This is a genomic window from Streptomyces sp. NBC_01260, from assembly GCF_036226405.1.
Lineage (GTDB): Bacteria > Actinomycetota > Actinomycetes > Streptomycetales > Streptomycetaceae > Streptomyces > Streptomyces laculatispora.
Genome location: NZ_CP108464.1, coordinates 3,551,628 through 3,565,791 on the forward strand (window position 1 = coordinate 3,551,628; position 14,164 = coordinate 3,565,791).

Genomic DNA, 14,164 nt, shown 5'->3' on the forward strand with positions numbered 1-14,164 from the left:
TTTGGACTTTCACACGAATAATTCGAGACAGTCGTAAGCAGATTCAGTATGAATACATAAGGCGAAGATCGCTATCTCCGCGCGTAGACCCATGGGCCGACTGGCCGGGCGGCCTTTATCCACACGCCGCCTACACTGACTGCATGGCGAAGTGGACACCGAAGCACGAGGCACCCGAGCCCCTGGAGGGGCCCGTCGTCGCGACCATCACCGGCGGCACGATCCTCTGGTTCGTCCTCTTCCTCGTCCAGCTCCCCTTCTACGGCTGGTTCGACGACCACGGGCACCTGTGGTGGGTGTGGACCTGCCTGGCCGGTGCGGGCCTCGGCCTGATCGGCATCTGGTACGTGCGGGGACGCGACGCCGCGCTCAAGCGGGCCGCCGCGGCTGCCGCCGCCCCACAGACCGGCCCCGGGGACACCCCCGGCGCCACCGCCTGACACACCGCTCCCGGAATCACAGCCCGCGGCCCCGCGCCACTGCCGAAAGTCAGAGGCGGACGGGCGCGCCGTACCACCACGGGACGATTCCCGTCCTCCCCCGGTCTGATCTTCGGACCATCCGGCGGGTGAACCGGACGTTACACCCGTACCGTCTGAACCATGACTCAGCGGGCACTCGACCCCTCAGGGGATGAGCCGAACAGATCCCCCATACCCTCCGGCACCGAGCGGCCGGTGATGATCGACGCCGGCAGCGAGCTCGACCCGGTGCACCCGGTCGAGCCGCCGGCTCCGGGCGGCGGCCGCGGGCTGACCGCGGCCGAGGTCGCCGAGCGGATCGCCCGCGGCGAGGTGAACGACGTCCCGGTCCGCTCGTCCCGGTCCCTGCGCGAGATCGTCCACGCCAACGTCTTCACCCGGTTCAACCTGATCATCGGCGTGCTCTGGGTGATCATGCTGTCCGTCGCGCCGATCCAGGACAGCCTCTTCGGCTTCGTGATCATCGCCAACACCGGCATCGGCATCGTGCAGGAGTGGCGGGCCAAGAAGACCCTGGACAGCCTCGCGGTCATCGGCGAGGCCAAACCCACCGTGCGGCGGGACGGGGTGGCGGCCGAGATCTCCACCTCCGAGATCGTCCTGGGCGACCTCGTCGAGCTCGGCCCCGGCGACAAGGTCGTGGTGGACGGCTCGGTCGCCGAGTCCGACAGCCTGGAGATCGACGAATCACTGCTCACCGGCGAGGCCGACCCGGTGCTGAAACGGCCCGGCGACCCGGTCATGTCCGGCAGCTTCGTCGTCGCGGGCGGCGGGGCGTTCGCCGCGACCAAGGTCGGCCGCGAGGCCTACGCCGCGCAGCTCGCCGAGGAGGCCTCCCGCTTCACGCTCGTCCAGTCCGAGCTGCGCAGCGGCATCTCCACCATCCTCAAGTACGTCACCTGGATGATGATCCCGACCGCGATCGGCCTCATCCTCAGCCAGCTCGTGGTGGACGAACACAACTTCAGGGCCTCCATCGCCCGGACCGTCGGCGGCATCGTCCCGATGATCCCGGAGGGCCTGGTCCTGCTCACCTCGGTCGCCTTCGCGATCGGGGTCGTACGGCTGGGCCGCAAGCAGTGCCTGGTCCAGGAGCTCCCCGCCATCGAGGGCCTGGCCCGGGTCGACATCGTCTGCCTGGACAAGACCGGCACCCTCACCGAGGGCGGCATGGACGTCACCGAGGTCCGCGCGCTGAACGGTACGGACGAGCCGTACCTGCGCCGCGTGCTGGCCGCCTTCGGCGCCTCCGACCCGCGGCCCAACGCCAGCCTCCAGGCGATCATCGACGCCTACCCGGTCCCGGACGGCGACGGCTGGGGCGTCACGCAGTCGCTGCCGTTCTCCTCGGCCCGCAAGTACAGCGGCGCCGCCTTCGACGAGGACGGCGGGCGGGCCTCCGGCTGGCTGCTCGGCGCCCCCGATGTGCTGCTGCCCGAGGACGACCCGGCTCTCACCGAGATCGAACAGCTCAACCGGCAGGGCCTGCGGGTACTGCTGCTGGCCCGCGTCGAGGGCCCGCTCGACGCCCCCGGGATCGGTACCGGGGGCGAACCGAGCGCGCTGATCGTCCTGGAGCAGCGGCTGCGGCCCGACGCCCAGGAGACGCTCGCCTACTTCGCCGACCAGCGGGTCGCCACCAAGGTGATCTCCGGCGACAACGCCGTCTCGGTCGGCGCCGTCGCCGCGAAGCTCGGCCTGCCGGGCGCCGAGCACCCCGTGGACGCGCGCCGGCTGCCCACCGATCCGGACGAGATGGCCACGGCCATGGAGGAGAACGCGGTCTTCGGCCGCGTCACCCCGCAGCAGAAGCGGGAGATGGTCGCCGCCCTCCAGTCCCGCGGTCACACCGTCGCGATGACGGGCGACGGGGTCAATGACGTCCTCGCCCTCAAGGACGCCGACATCGGCGTCTCGATGGGCTCCGGCTCGGAGGCGACCAGGGCCGTCGCCCAGATCGTGCTGCTCAACAACAGCTTCGCGACGCTGCCGTCCGTCGTCGCCGAGGGCCGCCGGGTCATCGGCAACATCACCCGGGTCGCCACCCTGTTCCTGACGAAGACCGTCTACTCGGTGCTGCTGGCCATCCTGGTGGTCTGCTTCCAGGTCGACTACCCGTTCCTGCCGCGGCACCTGACCCTGCTGTCGACGCTGACGATCGGCATCCCGGCGTTCTTCCTCGCCCTGGCCCCCAACAAGGAGCGCGCGCACCCGCACTTCGTGCGCCGCGTCATGCGGTACGCGATCCCGTCGGGCACGATCGCGGCCGTCGCCACCTTCGCCACGTACCTGCTCGCCCGGCACTACTACGTCGGCCCCGGCTCGCTGGACGCCGAGACCAGCGCGGCCACCCTCACACTGTTCCTGGTCTCGATGTGGGTCCTGGCGATCATCGCCCGCCCCTACACGTGGTGGCGGATCTGCCTGGTGGCGGCGATGGGCCTGGCGTTCCTGATCGTGCTCGTGGTGCCGTGGCTCCAGAACTTCTTCGCGCTGAAGCTGGTGGGCGCGCAGATGCCGTGGACGGCGGTGGGCATCGCCGTGGTCGCCTCGGCCGCCCTGGAGTACGCCTGGCGCCTGGTGAGCCGCCGCTTCCCGGCGTAGCGGGGAGGCGGCGGCCCGGACAGCGAGCCGGGAGGGGCCCGGGTGGGGCTACTTCACGTCGACGTAGTCGCCCGTGGCGGTGGCCGCGGGGGTGGTGGACGTACCGGCGAAGCTGTAGCGCCAGTAGCCGTCGACCGAGGCCTTGACCGTGGTCTTCAGGTCGCCCTTGTTGTTCGTCGTGACGGTCTTCACCGTCGTGTAGGTGCTGCTGCCCTTCTTGCGGAACTGGAGCTTCACCGGCTGGGCGGTGTAGCCGTGGTACTTCAGGTCGTCGAAGTTGGCCCGCGACAGCCATCCGGTGACCGTGAGGGTCTTGCCCTTCTTGACCGGCTCCGGAGAGGCGTTAACGCTCTGCTTCGACGCGCGCTGGAGAAGGGCGGTGCCCAGCTTGTCCTGCAGGGCGAAGCCGACCTCACCGAGGTCGGGGTTCTCCGGGTCCTGGCCGTTGTAGTCGATGGCGAAGCCCATCGCCTTCCACTTCGTGGCGTCGGCGTTGCCCAGCAGGTCGAACTCGGGCCAGACGGCGATCTGCCCCTTGCAGGTGGCGACCGTGGCGGAGACGGCCTTGCAGACGGGGGCGGCGTCGCTGTACAGCTCGTTCGTCGGGTCGTCGAACGAACCGCGGTAGATCGAGACGTCGAGGAAGAAGTCCTTGGCGAGGACGTTCACGTCGGCGGCGTGCGTCACGGTGTAGGAGGTCGTCACCCGCTTCGTCAGCGTGGTGCCCACGACGATCGGCTTGCCGCCGTTGACCGTGAGCTTGGAGAAGGTGAGGTCGAGCTGGCCCGGGGTGCTCGCGGCCGCGGCCGCGGGCGCGACCGAGCGCGCGCCGGTCTTCGCGGCGGAGACTGCCTGGGCCGCGCGCGCGGCGGCGGCCGATCCGGTCGAACCGTGCCCGCCGTCGGCCTGGGCGGCCGAAGGAAGGGCGAGAGCGGAAAGAGCCAGGGCGCCGCTGACGGCGGCAACGGTGGCACGAAGGCGCATGTTCTGTTCCCCAAGGTGGAGAAGGGGGTCCGCGGCATACGTTCGCCCGGACCCAGGATCGTCTGTGAAGCACGAAGCCTGGTGGCTTCAGAGACGAGACCATCGCCAACCGTAAAGGGTTGTGCGGGTCTTGGGGATTTCTCGCGGATTTCTTGCGGTTCCCCGGCCGGTGGTCGTGGCGGTGGTCCTCGGGACCGGCCGCCGCCTCCGGTCGCGCGCCGGCCGGAGGCGGGCCGCACTCAGTCGAACCAGCGGTCCCGGGCCAGTTCCTCGGTGCGCGACGGGTCCTCCAGCAGCGCCGCGACCTCGAAGCGGCGCGGCCACTGGCCCGCCGCCCAGGCCAGGCCCGCCGCGACGCCCTCCAGGGTCGCGGCGTGCACGATGCCGTCCGGCGTGCGGCGCCAGTCCAGTTCGACGCCGCCCGCGCGCAGTTCGCCGTGCTCGACGTACGTCTGCGGGGTCCCCGCGCCCAGCAGGATGCGCACCGGTTCCGGCACCCGGTGCTCCTCGCCCTCGCTCGTCACCTCCGCCTCGACGCTCTCGCCGAGCCGCCGCACCTGGAACAGCTCGGCCAGCTCCGCCGCGTTGGCCGGGGCGACCGGCAGGAGCGGCAGCCCCTCGGTCAGCGGCAGCAGATCGGGGGCGTCCGCGATCACCGCGTCCGCCGCGTCGACGACCCGCACCTCGCCGTCGACCACGGCCCGCAGCTCGTCCGGCAGCGTGACCTGCTCCGGGTCCAGGCCGGCCAGGGCCGTGTACAGGGAGTGCAGTTGTACGGGACCGACCGGGCGGTCCTCGTCCGCGAGCCGGCCCAGGAGTTCGGCCGCACCGCCGGGCTCGTCCAGCAGGGCGGCGACCGAGGTCCGGACCCCGAGGGCGCGCAGCACCTGGGCGTCGTCGAAGCCGGTCGCGTCGGTGGAGTCGTAGAGGCCCGCCAGCCGGGGGTCTCCCCCGTCGGCGCGCAGGCCCGCCGGGCGGCGGCCGTCCAGCACCGGGTGGTCGCGAAGCCACCAGGCGGTGTACGGGCGCACCGACCGCGTCGTGCCGTCCGGGAGCAGCACCCGTACCGGCTGGGTCAGCGCGTCGCGCAGCGGTGGCCGGGCGAGGAGCGCGAGCGCCTGGGGCCAGGCGTCGTCGTCGACCAGGTCGAGGTCGCGGACGGCGACGAGTTCGGTGGCGACCGGCGGCACCGGGGTGTCGGGGAGCTGGTCGAGGATGTCCTCGCACCACACGTCGACGGCGTCGAGCAGCCCGGCGTCGTCCGATTCGGCGAAGTCGCCGTCCCTGGGCTCCAGTTCGTCCGGGTCCAGGACCACATCGGTGGCCCGCACCAGGGCGAACGTGGCCAGCACCCCGCAGGCGGTGAGCGGCTGCTCGCCCCAGCGGGCGGCCAGCTCCTCTTCGCACAGGGCGAGTTCACCCTCACGCATGACGGAGGCGAACGGGCTGCCGGGCAGCACGAGTTCACCGGCCGGAGCGAGCTCGCCGTCCTCGTCCGGCAGCGCGAGCGCACCGAGCCAGGCCTCGTCGCCGGGTGCCAGGCCGGCGTCCCGGACCAGGGTGAGGACGGTCTCCGCCAGCTCGTCGCCGGTCGGCACGTCCTCGTCCCAGATCTCGCCCGCGTCCAGCGAACCGGCGACGGCGGCCCGCACCTGCGGGGTCCTCAGCACGGCGCGCGGGGTGGCGGGCAGGGCGCCCAGCTTCTCCAGGAGCGGGTGCGCGGCGTCCGGGTGGGCGACCTTCAGCCCGAGCCGGGCGAGCCGGTCCAGGACCGGGCCGGTCAGCGCGTCCGGGAGCGGGAGCAGGACCTGCCGGGGGCCGATGGTGGTGCGGGGGACGGCCGGGGCGTCGGGGTCCGCCCCCTGGGACGCCGTCCCGGCGAGCGGCACCGGCAGCCCGGAGAGCCGGTCCGGGTCGACACCGGCCAGGCTGTCGTACAGCCGCCGCCACCAGCCCGGGTCGCGCTCCAGTCCGGCGAGCCGGTCGATCGCCTCGGTCAGCGGCACCCGGGCGACGCCGAGCGTACGCAGCTCGACCCGGCGCTCCAGACCGGCGGGCAGCAGACAGGGCAGCACCTCGGCCAGCACCGCGACCGTCTCCGCACCGACCCCCTCCAGCACCTCGGCCTCGATGGGCCGCAGGGCGGTGGTGGCCTTGCGGCCGTCATCGGCCCCGGTGTCCCAGCTGTCCCACCGGTCGGGCTCGGCGGCGGGGTCGCGCGGGGCGGCCGGCTCCAGGAACGCGACGCGCGGCAGCCGCTCCAGGATCGCGCCGCGCAGCGCGCCGTCCAGCTCGCCCTTGCCGAGCGGTCCGGGCACGAGGGCGATCGTGGCGACGGAGACCGGCTGCCAGTCGGCGAGCAGTTCGGCGTACGCGTCGGCCGCGCGCTGCACCAGGAAGTCGGTGAGCGGGCCCGGCGCGGGGTGGCGGCGGGTGGTGTCCAGCGGCAGCGACGCGATGAGCAGCGCGGGTACGCCGAGCGGTTCGTCGGTGGGGGTCGGCGCGTGCACGACGGGGGCGGTGCGGGGGTGCACCGGGGCGCCCTCCGCGTCCACCGGGACGGCCCAGGTCACCGACCAGTGCGGGCGCAGCCGTTCCTCCAGCGGGCGGTCGGCGAGCAGGGCGGGCTCGACGGGGCCGTGGCGGGCGACGGTGCGCCAGCGGTTCGTACCGTGCGCCGAGTCGACGACGTGGGTGTACGGGCCGTGCTGCGAGCGGCTCAACGTCCGTACGGTGTCCGGGGTTTCGATGACGATCTCGTCGAGTCCGCTCAGGGTGAGCAGCAGCGCGTCATCGACGGCGTCCAGCAGCCGGCCGACCAGGTCCTCGGCGCCGCCGTCCCGCAGCGGCAGGACGACGACGGTGTCGTAGCCGTCCGGGGCGGTGCCCTCGGCGGGCAGCGGGAGCCGCAGCAGGGGTACGTGGCCGTCGCGGCGGCGCAGCTCGTCGCCGAGTCCCGGGCTGCCGACGGCGGCTTCCCGGGCCAGGCCGCGGGCCTCGGCGAGGGACCAGCGCACCCCGCCGTGCCGGCCGATGACGGCGGGTTCGTCGCTCACCGCGAGTACGGCGGCGAACCCGACGCCGAACCTGCCCACGGCGGACTCGTGTCCCTCGCGCTTGGCGGAGGCGCGCAGCGTGGACAGCGACTCCACCCCGGTGGCGTCCAGGGACGCGCCGGTGTTCGCGGCGGCCAGGACGGCGGGGGCGTCGGCGGTCGCGGGGTGCAGGGTGAGACGGAGCCGGCCGGGCGCCTGGGCGCGGGCGGCGGCGTCGGCGGCGTTCTGGGCCAGCTCGACGACGAGGCGGTCGCGGTAGCCGCCGAGCGCGAGGTCCTCCTCGGCGTTGGCGTCCTCACGGAAGCGGGCGGGGCCGGCGCCCCAGGCGTCGAGCACGCGGCGCCGCAGCCGTGCGGTGCCGAATGGGTCGGCCCCCTCGGTCGCATTCATGCTCACGCTGTGACTCCCTCTTCCGGTTAGGCGTACCCGTGACGCCAAGTGTGCGCCCCGAAGCTACCGGGTCCCTTCGTCCTCACACGCCGGACGGGCTGGAGAAAGCCGCCACGAACGGGCCCGCCGACGGCCCTGCCAACGCGGAACGATCAAGCCCGTCCGGCGGTCGAGGACAGCACGGTGCACCGGAGCAGCCCGCACAGAACCAAGCCCGTCCGGCGATCGAGGACGGAACCGGCCCGCCGGAGCACCCCGCACGCACCCCCGCAGCCCGCACCGCGACGGCACCCCCCGCAAGGGACCCCGCCCAGGCCGCCGCCTACGAGTGGCCGAGGTCCTCCGACGGCTCGTCCGGCTCCACCGGCACCGAGCCGGAATCCCGCGCCGGACGCAGCGGGTACTCGTCCACCTGCATCGTGTCCAGCGCGTGCGGCGCCGGCTTCGGCGGCTTCGGCATCACCGCGGCCTCCGAATGCCCGCCGCAGCCGTACGACAGGGACACCACGTGCCCGTCCGCCGGACCGAACTCGTTCGCGCACACCCCGAAGGCCTGCTTCAGCGACCCCGCCAGCGGCACCAGGAAGGCACAGGACACACAGGTGGCCGGAGCCGCCTGGGCCATCGGCGTCTTCGCGCCGAACCCCTCGTCCCAGCGGTCGGCCGCCACGTGCAGCCCGTACCGCGACAGCACCCGCGCACGCCGCATCCCGAGCTCGTCCGCGACCGCCGCGATCGAACCGCGGCGCGGCGGCTCCGGGCGCGTCGTCAGCTCCGCGTCCTCCGACTCGACGAGGTCGGCCAGCTCACCGGAGACCGGGGAGTTGGGCGGCGGCTCGTCGTCGCCGGTGTAACCGGGCTCCAGACGCAGATCGTCCGCCTCGGTGGGCAGCAGATCGCCCGGCCCCATGTCGCCCGGCCGCAGCCGCTCGCTCCACGGCACCCACTCCGGCGCGAGCAGCGCGTCGCCGCCGGGCAGCAGCACCGTTTCGTCCAGCGTGACGTTCTTCGCCCGGGAGGCCCTGGCGACCGTCACCGCCCAGCGCCAGCCCCGGTAGGCGGGGTCCCGGCACTCGAAGTAGTGCGTGACGACCCGGTCCCCCTCGGGGACCACGTCCACATGCTCGCCCACGACCCCTGGCGCGGCTGCCTCCTCGGCCGCCGCGCGGGCGAGGTCTACGGCCTCGGCGCACAAACGGTCGGGAACAGGGGTACGGGCCGTACGGCTTCTCGTCGTCGCAGCACTCACAGGTCTCGCTTCTCTCCTACGCCAGTCTCACGAGCGCGCCAGCACATCCATCGATTTCGGCCATTCGGTTGCGGGCGGAGCGGACCTGGGGGCCGCGTCGACGTCCACACCCGTTGTGCCTGCCTCGGGCGCACCTTCTGCTACCCATTCTGCGGGATCGCCGAGAGGCGCGCGGCCAAGAACAACCGCCGGTGGCGCGCTACGCACGCTACCCTCTCCGCCGCTTCCCGCCCACCTGCCCGTCCCAAACGACGCCGTATCCGGTGCCGTGTCCCCTGTAAAGAGCGCGCCCCGGCCATCGGGATTCACCGGCCCGCACCCGCTGCGACCTGGCCGATCGCTGACCCGACAGGGCGGTAGGCACCGCGCCCCGTGCCTGTCCCGGTTCGCGACGACTGGTCCTGGGGCAGTATGACCAAGTGGCTTCTGCCAGGTCGCACGACGGATCCGGTTCGCTCCGCAGGACGAGCCGGTCGATCGGTCATGCCCTCCAGTCCCCGTTCACCGGGACCGCCCGGGGCATCCGGAAGGCGACGCACGCCCACGGAGCCGGTGAGTCGGGTCTCGGCAAGCTGATCGAGCTGCACGCGGTGAACGGCGCGGGCGACGTGATGATCACGATCGCGCTGGCGTCCACGGTGTTCTTCTCCGTACCGACGGACCAGGCCCGCGGCCGGGTCGCGCTGTACCTCGCCGTCACGATGGCGCCGTTCATCCTCCTCGCCCCGGTCATCGGCCCGCTCCTGGACCATCTGCCGCACGGCCGCCGCGCCGCGATGGCGGCTTCCATGCTGGCCCGCGCGCTGCTGGCGCTCACCATGTCGGGCGCGGTCGCCACCGGCGGCCTGGAGCTGTATCCGGCGGCCCTGGGCGTCCTGGTCTGCTCGAAGGCGTACGGGGTGGTGCGCAGCGCCGTCGTACCGCGGCTGCTGCCACCCCGGTTCTCGCTGGTGAAGGCGAACTCGCGGGTCACCCTCGCCGGTCTCCTGGCCACCGGTGCGGCTGCTCCGATCGGGGCGGGGCTCCAGACGATCGGCCCGCCGTGGCCGCTCTACGGCGCGTCCGCGATCTTCGTCGGCGGTGCGATCCTCGCGTTCACCCTGCCGCCCAAGGTGGACTCGGCGAAGGGCGAGCGCAAGGCACACCTCGTGCACCCGCACGACGAGGGCGCCGCCCGGCCCGACGCGCTTCGCAAACCCGCCGCGCCCCGGACCGGCAGGAGGACCAGGTCCAGGGAGAAGAGCGGCGAGAAGCGGCCGGGGCTGCGTTCGGTCGGTCCGTCCGTCCTGCACGGGCTCCAGGCCAACGCCGCGCACCGCGCGCTCTCCGGCTTCCTGATCTTCTTCCTGGCGTTCCTGCTGCGCGAGCAGCCGCTCTCCGGCCAGAGCGCCGCGATCTCGCTCGGCATCGTCGGCGTGGCGGCCGGGGCGGGCAACGCGCTGGGCACGGCGGTCGGCTCCTGGCTGAGGGCCCGCGGGCCGGAAGTCATCGTCGCATCGGTGCTGGGCCTGGCGCTCGGCGTCGCCGTGCTGGCCGCGGCCTTCTTCAGCACGGTCATGGTCGCCGCGCTCGCGGCCATGGCGGGCTTCACCCAGGCCCTGTCGAAGCTGTCGCTGGACGCGATGATCCAGCGCGATGTGCCGGAGGAGGTGCGCACCTCCGCGTTCGCCCGCTCCGAGACGCTGCTCCAGATGGCGTGGGTGGCCGGCGGCGCGATCGGGATCTCCCTCCCCCTCAACGGCGTACTGGGCATGGCGGTCGCCGCGGGCATCCTCACGCTCGGTGCGGCGGCCTCCGTACGGGGGCTGCTGGGCGCCGCGCGGCGCGGCTCGCCGCACCCCCGCGTGGCATGAGCCGGGGCGACCGATAGCCTTCGGCCCATGACCGTTGCGTTCTTCTCCGGTAAGGGCCGTCGAATCGGCGTCGCTCTTGGTGCCGTGTCCGCGGGACTCCTTGTCCTCTCCGCCTGCGACAAGCCGACGCCGCTCGCCACCGTGACGGTCGGCGACAACTCGGTGAACACCGAGGCGTCCTGCTACAACGATGGCAAGGCCCTCAAGGAATCCGAGGTCAAGAGCTGCCTCAACAAGAAGGCGGAGAAGACCGTCGAGGTCGCGATGGACGACAAGGTCCACTTCGGCGTCGACCCCGAGGTCGCGGACCACGGCTGGACCCTCTTCATCAACGGCCAGCAGGCCGAGCAGGAGCCGTACAAGAAGACCTACCGGTCGATCCCGGGCAGCGCCTTCTTCTCCAGCCAGACCGGCGAGACCACGAACGAGACGCAGATCAGCATCGTGGAGACCAAGGGCAAGGAGCTGCTGGGCATCTGGCACTTCGAGCTCAAGAAGACCGACTGATCCCCTCCTGACCTCGGAGGCCTCTCCCGTGCGTGTGCTCGTCGTGACCGCTGTCCCGGTGGAACGGGACGCGGTCACGCGTGCGTTCGGGGACGGCTCCGAGGTGTCGGTACGCCGGGTGCCGGGCGCCGAGATCCACCGCGCGGGCCCCTTCGACGTCCTCGCGGGCGGCGCGGGACCGGCCGCCGCCGCGGCCGCCGCCGCGTTCGGCCTGGTCTCGGACCGCTACGACCTGGTGATCTCGGCGGGCATCGGCGGCGGCTTCGCCGGTGTCGCCCCGGTCGGCGCCCTGGTCGTGGCCGGCCGCATCGCCGCCGCCGACCTGGGCGCGGAGACCCCCGCGGGCTTCGTCCCCGTCACCGAACTGGGCTTCGGCCGCGACCGGCACCACCCGCCCCGCTCCCTGGTACGCGCGGTGGCCGCCGCGACCGGTGCGGTGACCGGCGACATCCTCACCGTCTCCACCGTGACCGGCAGCGCCGAGCGCGCCGCCGCCCTCCTCGACGCACACCCCGGCGCCGCCGCCGAGGCCATGGAGGGGTTCGGGGTCGCGGAGGCGGCCGGCCTGAGCGGCGTGCCCGTCCTGGAGATCAGGGCCGTCTCGAACGCCGTCGGCCCCCGCGACCGCGACGCCTGGCGCATCGGCGACGCGCTGGCCGCGCTCACCGACGCGTTCGGGAAGCTCATACCCGTACTGGAAGGCTGGACGACCCACCATGACCGAGACAACCCCTGACCCGCTGCGGATCGCCTTCTCGCCGTGCCCGAACGACACGTTCGTCTTCGATGCCTGGGCGCACGGCAGGGTCCCCGGCGCGCCCGCCCTCGATGTCACCTTCGCGGACATCGACATCACCAACGGCATGGCCGAGCGCGGTGAGCTGGACGTCCTGAAGGTCTCGTACGCGGTGCTTCCCTGGGTCCTTCAGGAGTACGCGCTGCTGCCGTGCGGCGGGGCGCTGGGGCGGGGCTGCGGGCCGCTGGTCCTCACCCGGGAGCCGGGCACGGACCTGACGGGCAGGACCGTCGCCGTACCGAGCGAGCGTTCCACCGCGTACCTGCTGTTCCGGCTGTGGGCCGCGGAGGTGGTGCCGGGCGGCGTCGGCAGAGTCGTCGTCATGCCGTTCGACGAGATCATGCCGGCGGTGCGGGACGGCAAGGTGGACGCCGGACTCGTCATCCACGAGGCGCGTTTCACCTACCAGAACTACGGTCTGCACAATCTGGCCGACATGGGCCGCCACTGGGAGAACACGACCGGCCTCCCGATCCCGCTCGGCGCGATCATCGCGAAGCGCTCGCTGGGCGCGGACACCCTGAAGCTGCTCGCCGAGTCGGTGCGCACGTCGGTACGGATGGCGTGGGACGACCCGCAGGCCTCGCGGCCGTACGTGCTGGAGCACGCGCAGGAGATGGACCCCTCCGTCGCCGACCAGCACATCGGCCTGTACGTGAACGAGTTCACCGCCGACCTCGGCGAGGACGGCTACGCGGCGATCCGCGGCCTGCTGACCCGCGCCGCGGCCGAGGGGCTGGTACCGCCCCTCGGACCGGACGCGCTGTCCTGTTACTGAGTACGGCTCCTACACGTCGAGCTGGTCCGCGACCGCGCGCAGCAGGCCGGCGATCTTGGCGCCCGCCGCCTTGTCGGGGTAGCGGCCGCGCTCCAGCAGCGGCGTGATGTTCTCCAGCACGGTCGTCAGATCCTGCACGATCGACGCCAGTTCGTCCGGCTTGCGGCGCTGGGCGGCCGCGACGGACGGGGTGGGGTCGAGGATGGCCACGGAAAGCGCCTGGTCACCGCGTTGTCCGGCGACCACGCCGAATTCGACGCGCTGGCCGGGCTTGAGTGCGTCGACTCCGGTGGGGAGCACCGACGAGTGCACGAAGACGTCGCTGCCGTCGTCGCGGGAGAGAAAGCCGAAGCCCTTCTCACTGTTGAACCACTTGACCTTGCCAGTCGGCAAAGCACGCACCCCATCTCAACCCGTATGCCGGAACAAAGCCTCAGCAGGTCAGGCCGTCCAGTGGTCGTGCTCCCCTGCTGGCAGAAGCCTCCACAGGTGAAGTACCCCTCGTCAAGCCTGGTCATCCGGACTGGTGTCCTGAAAGAACTACTCTGACAGTGTGAGTACTTCTCCTTCTGGCGCAGGCGACCTGCTGGTCCGGCTCGGCGCGATCGTCTTCTTCGTCGGCGCGGCGGCGACGCTGGTCACCATGGCCCCGTTGTTCCTCGGCACCGAGCCGTTCCCGTCCATCGCGTACGCGGTGTGCATGCTGATGGGAGTGGGGTTCCTGATCGCCGCGGCGGGCGTTGTCCGGTCGGCGCGGGCAGGGGCACCGCAGCGGTAGGCAGGGCCGAAACGCCGCTGAGGGTCCCGGACGGTGTGCGTGGGGTCCTACGCCGCGTACCCGTTCAGCCAGGCCGGGAACTCCGTCAGTGACGACAGGATCACGTCCGCCCCCGCCGACCGGAGTTCCTCCGCGTCGCAGGGACCCGTCGTCACGCCCACCGACAGCGCGCCCGCGGCCCGCGCGCCGCGTACGTCGCCGGTGTGGTCGCCCACGTACACACCCGCCCCGTGCTCCCGCAGCGCCTCCGCCTTCGCCTCGGCCCACAGGCCGCCCACGAGCACATCGGGTTCGATGCCCAGGTGGGTCAGGTGCAGCTTCGCGTTCGGCTCGTGCTTGGCGGTGACGACCATCGTCCGGCCGCCCAGCTCGCGGATCGCGTCGAGGGACTCACGCGCGCCGGGCAGGGCGAACGTCGGAGCGATCCCGTATGTGGGGTAGATCTCGCGGTAGCGGTCGGCCACCGCGGCCACCTCCGCCGCCGGGAACCAGTTCGCCAGCTCGTCCTCCGGCGGCGGGCCCAGCCGGCTCACCACCAGGTCGGCGTCGATCACCGACCCCGTCTCGGCGGAAAGCGCCAGGTAGGCGGCCTTGATGCCGGGCCGGGAGTCGATGAGCGTCATGTCCAGGTCGAAGCCGACCGTCAGTGCGTGCGAAGCCATGACCGCCATTGTGCCGAGCGGGTGC

Annotated in this window: 12 protein-coding genes; 7 read left to right on the plus strand and 5 right to left on the minus strand. The window is 72.6% G+C overall.

Annotated features, from left to right (window positions below; genetic code table 11):
• Nucleotides 1-143 precede the first annotated feature (143 nt).
• Nucleotides 144-440 carry a DUF2530 domain-containing protein gene (locus OG322_RS15610; protein ID WP_123460823.1) on the plus strand — a complete coding sequence of 99 codons (297 nt, stop codon included), beginning with the start codon at nt 144-146 and terminating at the stop codon, nt 438-440.
• 162 nt (nt 441-602) lie between these two features.
• On the plus strand, nt 603-3,086 hold the full coding sequence (locus OG322_RS15615; protein WP_123460822.1) for a cation-translocating P-type ATPase: 2,484 nt from the start codon (nt 603-605) through the stop codon (nt 3,084-3,086).
• A gap of 48 nt (nt 3,087-3,134) precedes the next feature.
• On the opposite strand, the gene OG322_RS15620 is transcribed toward OG322_RS15615, so the two are convergent.
• The 3 genes from OG322_RS15620 to OG322_RS15630 all read right to left on the minus strand — a co-directional run bounded on the left by OG322_RS15620 (nt 3,135) and on the right by OG322_RS15630 (nt 8,765).
• A complete protein-coding gene (locus OG322_RS15620; RefSeq protein ID WP_329306556.1) occupies nt 3,135-4,070 on the minus strand; it encodes a hypothetical protein in 936 nt (311 codons plus the stop codon).
• 239 nt (nt 4,071-4,309) lie between these two features.
• Nucleotides 4,310-7,516 (minus strand): sacsin N-terminal ATP-binding-like domain-containing protein, encoded by a 3,207-nt coding sequence (locus OG322_RS15625; RefSeq protein ID WP_329307737.1) that lies wholly within the window; start codon nt 7,514-7,516, stop codon nt 4,310-4,312.
• A 322-nt stretch (nt 7,517-7,838) separates the two neighbouring features.
• Complete coding sequence (locus OG322_RS15630; protein ID WP_123460819.1) at nt 7,839-8,765, minus strand: DUF3027 domain-containing protein; 927 nt, start codon at nt 8,763-8,765, stop codon at nt 7,839-7,841.
• A gap of 419 nt (nt 8,766-9,184) precedes the next feature.
• On the opposite strand from OG322_RS15630, the gene OG322_RS15635 reads away from it, so the two are divergent.
• From OG322_RS15635 to OG322_RS15650, 4 genes are read left to right on the plus strand one after another with little or no spacing between them, the layout of a single operon-like run.
• Nucleotides 9,185-10,618 (plus strand): MFS transporter, encoded by a 1,434-nt coding sequence (locus OG322_RS15635; RefSeq protein WP_329306557.1) that lies wholly within the window; start codon nt 9,185-9,187, stop codon nt 10,616-10,618.
• Nucleotides 10,619-10,645: 27 nt separating this feature from the next.
• Nucleotides 10,646-11,125, plus strand: coding sequence for a DUF2771 domain-containing protein (locus OG322_RS15640; protein ID WP_123460817.1), 480 nt, complete (start codon nt 10,646-10,648; stop codon nt 11,123-11,125).
• Nucleotides 11,126-11,153: 28 nt separating this feature from the next.
• A complete protein-coding gene (locus OG322_RS15645) occupies nt 11,154-11,861 on the plus strand; it encodes a futalosine hydrolase (protein WP_329306558.1) in 708 nt (235 codons plus the stop codon).
• On the plus strand, nt 11,842-12,699 hold the full coding sequence (locus OG322_RS15650; RefSeq protein WP_124284688.1) for a 1,4-dihydroxy-6-naphthoate synthase: 858 nt from the start codon (nt 11,842-11,844) through the stop codon (nt 12,697-12,699). The genes OG322_RS15645 and OG322_RS15650 overlap by 20 nt, the downstream gene beginning before the upstream one ends.
• Nucleotides 12,700-12,708: 9 nt before the next feature.
• Here OG322_RS15650 and OG322_RS15655 read toward each other — a convergent pair whose 3' ends face one another.
• Nucleotides 12,709-13,092 carry a cold-shock protein gene (locus OG322_RS15655; RefSeq protein ID WP_123460814.1) on the minus strand — a complete coding sequence of 128 codons (384 nt, stop codon included), beginning with the start codon at nt 13,090-13,092 and terminating at the stop codon, nt 12,709-12,711.
• Between the two features lie 160 nt (nt 13,093-13,252).
• Here OG322_RS15655 and OG322_RS15660 point away from each other — a divergent pair, with 160 nt between their 5' ends.
• A complete protein-coding gene (locus OG322_RS15660; RefSeq protein WP_329306559.1) occupies nt 13,253-13,477 on the plus strand; it encodes a hypothetical protein in 225 nt (74 codons plus the stop codon).
• Nucleotides 13,478-13,524: 47 nt separating this feature from the next.
• Here the strand turns inward: OG322_RS15660 and OG322_RS15665 are convergent, their stop codons facing one another.
• Nucleotides 13,525-14,148, minus strand: coding sequence for an HAD family hydrolase (locus OG322_RS15665; RefSeq protein ID WP_123460812.1), 624 nt, complete (start codon nt 14,146-14,148; stop codon nt 13,525-13,527).
• Nucleotides 14,149-14,164 lie beyond the last annotated feature (16 nt).

Bases quoted from the DNA above. Each gene is read 5' to 3' on its own strand.
- OG322_RS15650 (WP_124284688.1), top strand. From the start codon at position 11,842: ATGACCGAGACAACCCCTGACCCGCTGCGGATCGCCTTCTCGCCGTGC.
- OG322_RS15625 (WP_329307737.1), bottom strand. From the start codon at position 7,516: ATGAATGCGACCGAGGGGGCCGACCCATTCGGCACCGCACGGCTGCGG.
- OG322_RS15610 (WP_123460823.1), top strand. From the start codon at position 144: ATGGCGAAGTGGACACCGAAGCACGAGGCACCCGAGCCCCTGGAGGGG.
- OG322_RS15665 (WP_123460812.1), bottom strand. From the start codon at position 14,148: ATGGCGGTCATGGCTTCGCACGCACTGACGGTCGGCTTCGACCTGGAC.
- OG322_RS15620 (WP_329306556.1), bottom strand. From the start codon at position 4,070: ATGCGCCTTCGTGCCACCGTTGCCGCCGTCAGCGGCGCCCTGGCTCTT.
- OG322_RS15615 (WP_123460822.1), top strand. From the start codon at position 603: ATGACTCAGCGGGCACTCGACCCCTCAGGGGATGAGCCGAACAGATCC.
- OG322_RS15640 (WP_123460817.1), top strand. From the start codon at position 10,646: ATGACCGTTGCGTTCTTCTCCGGTAAGGGCCGTCGAATCGGCGTCGCT.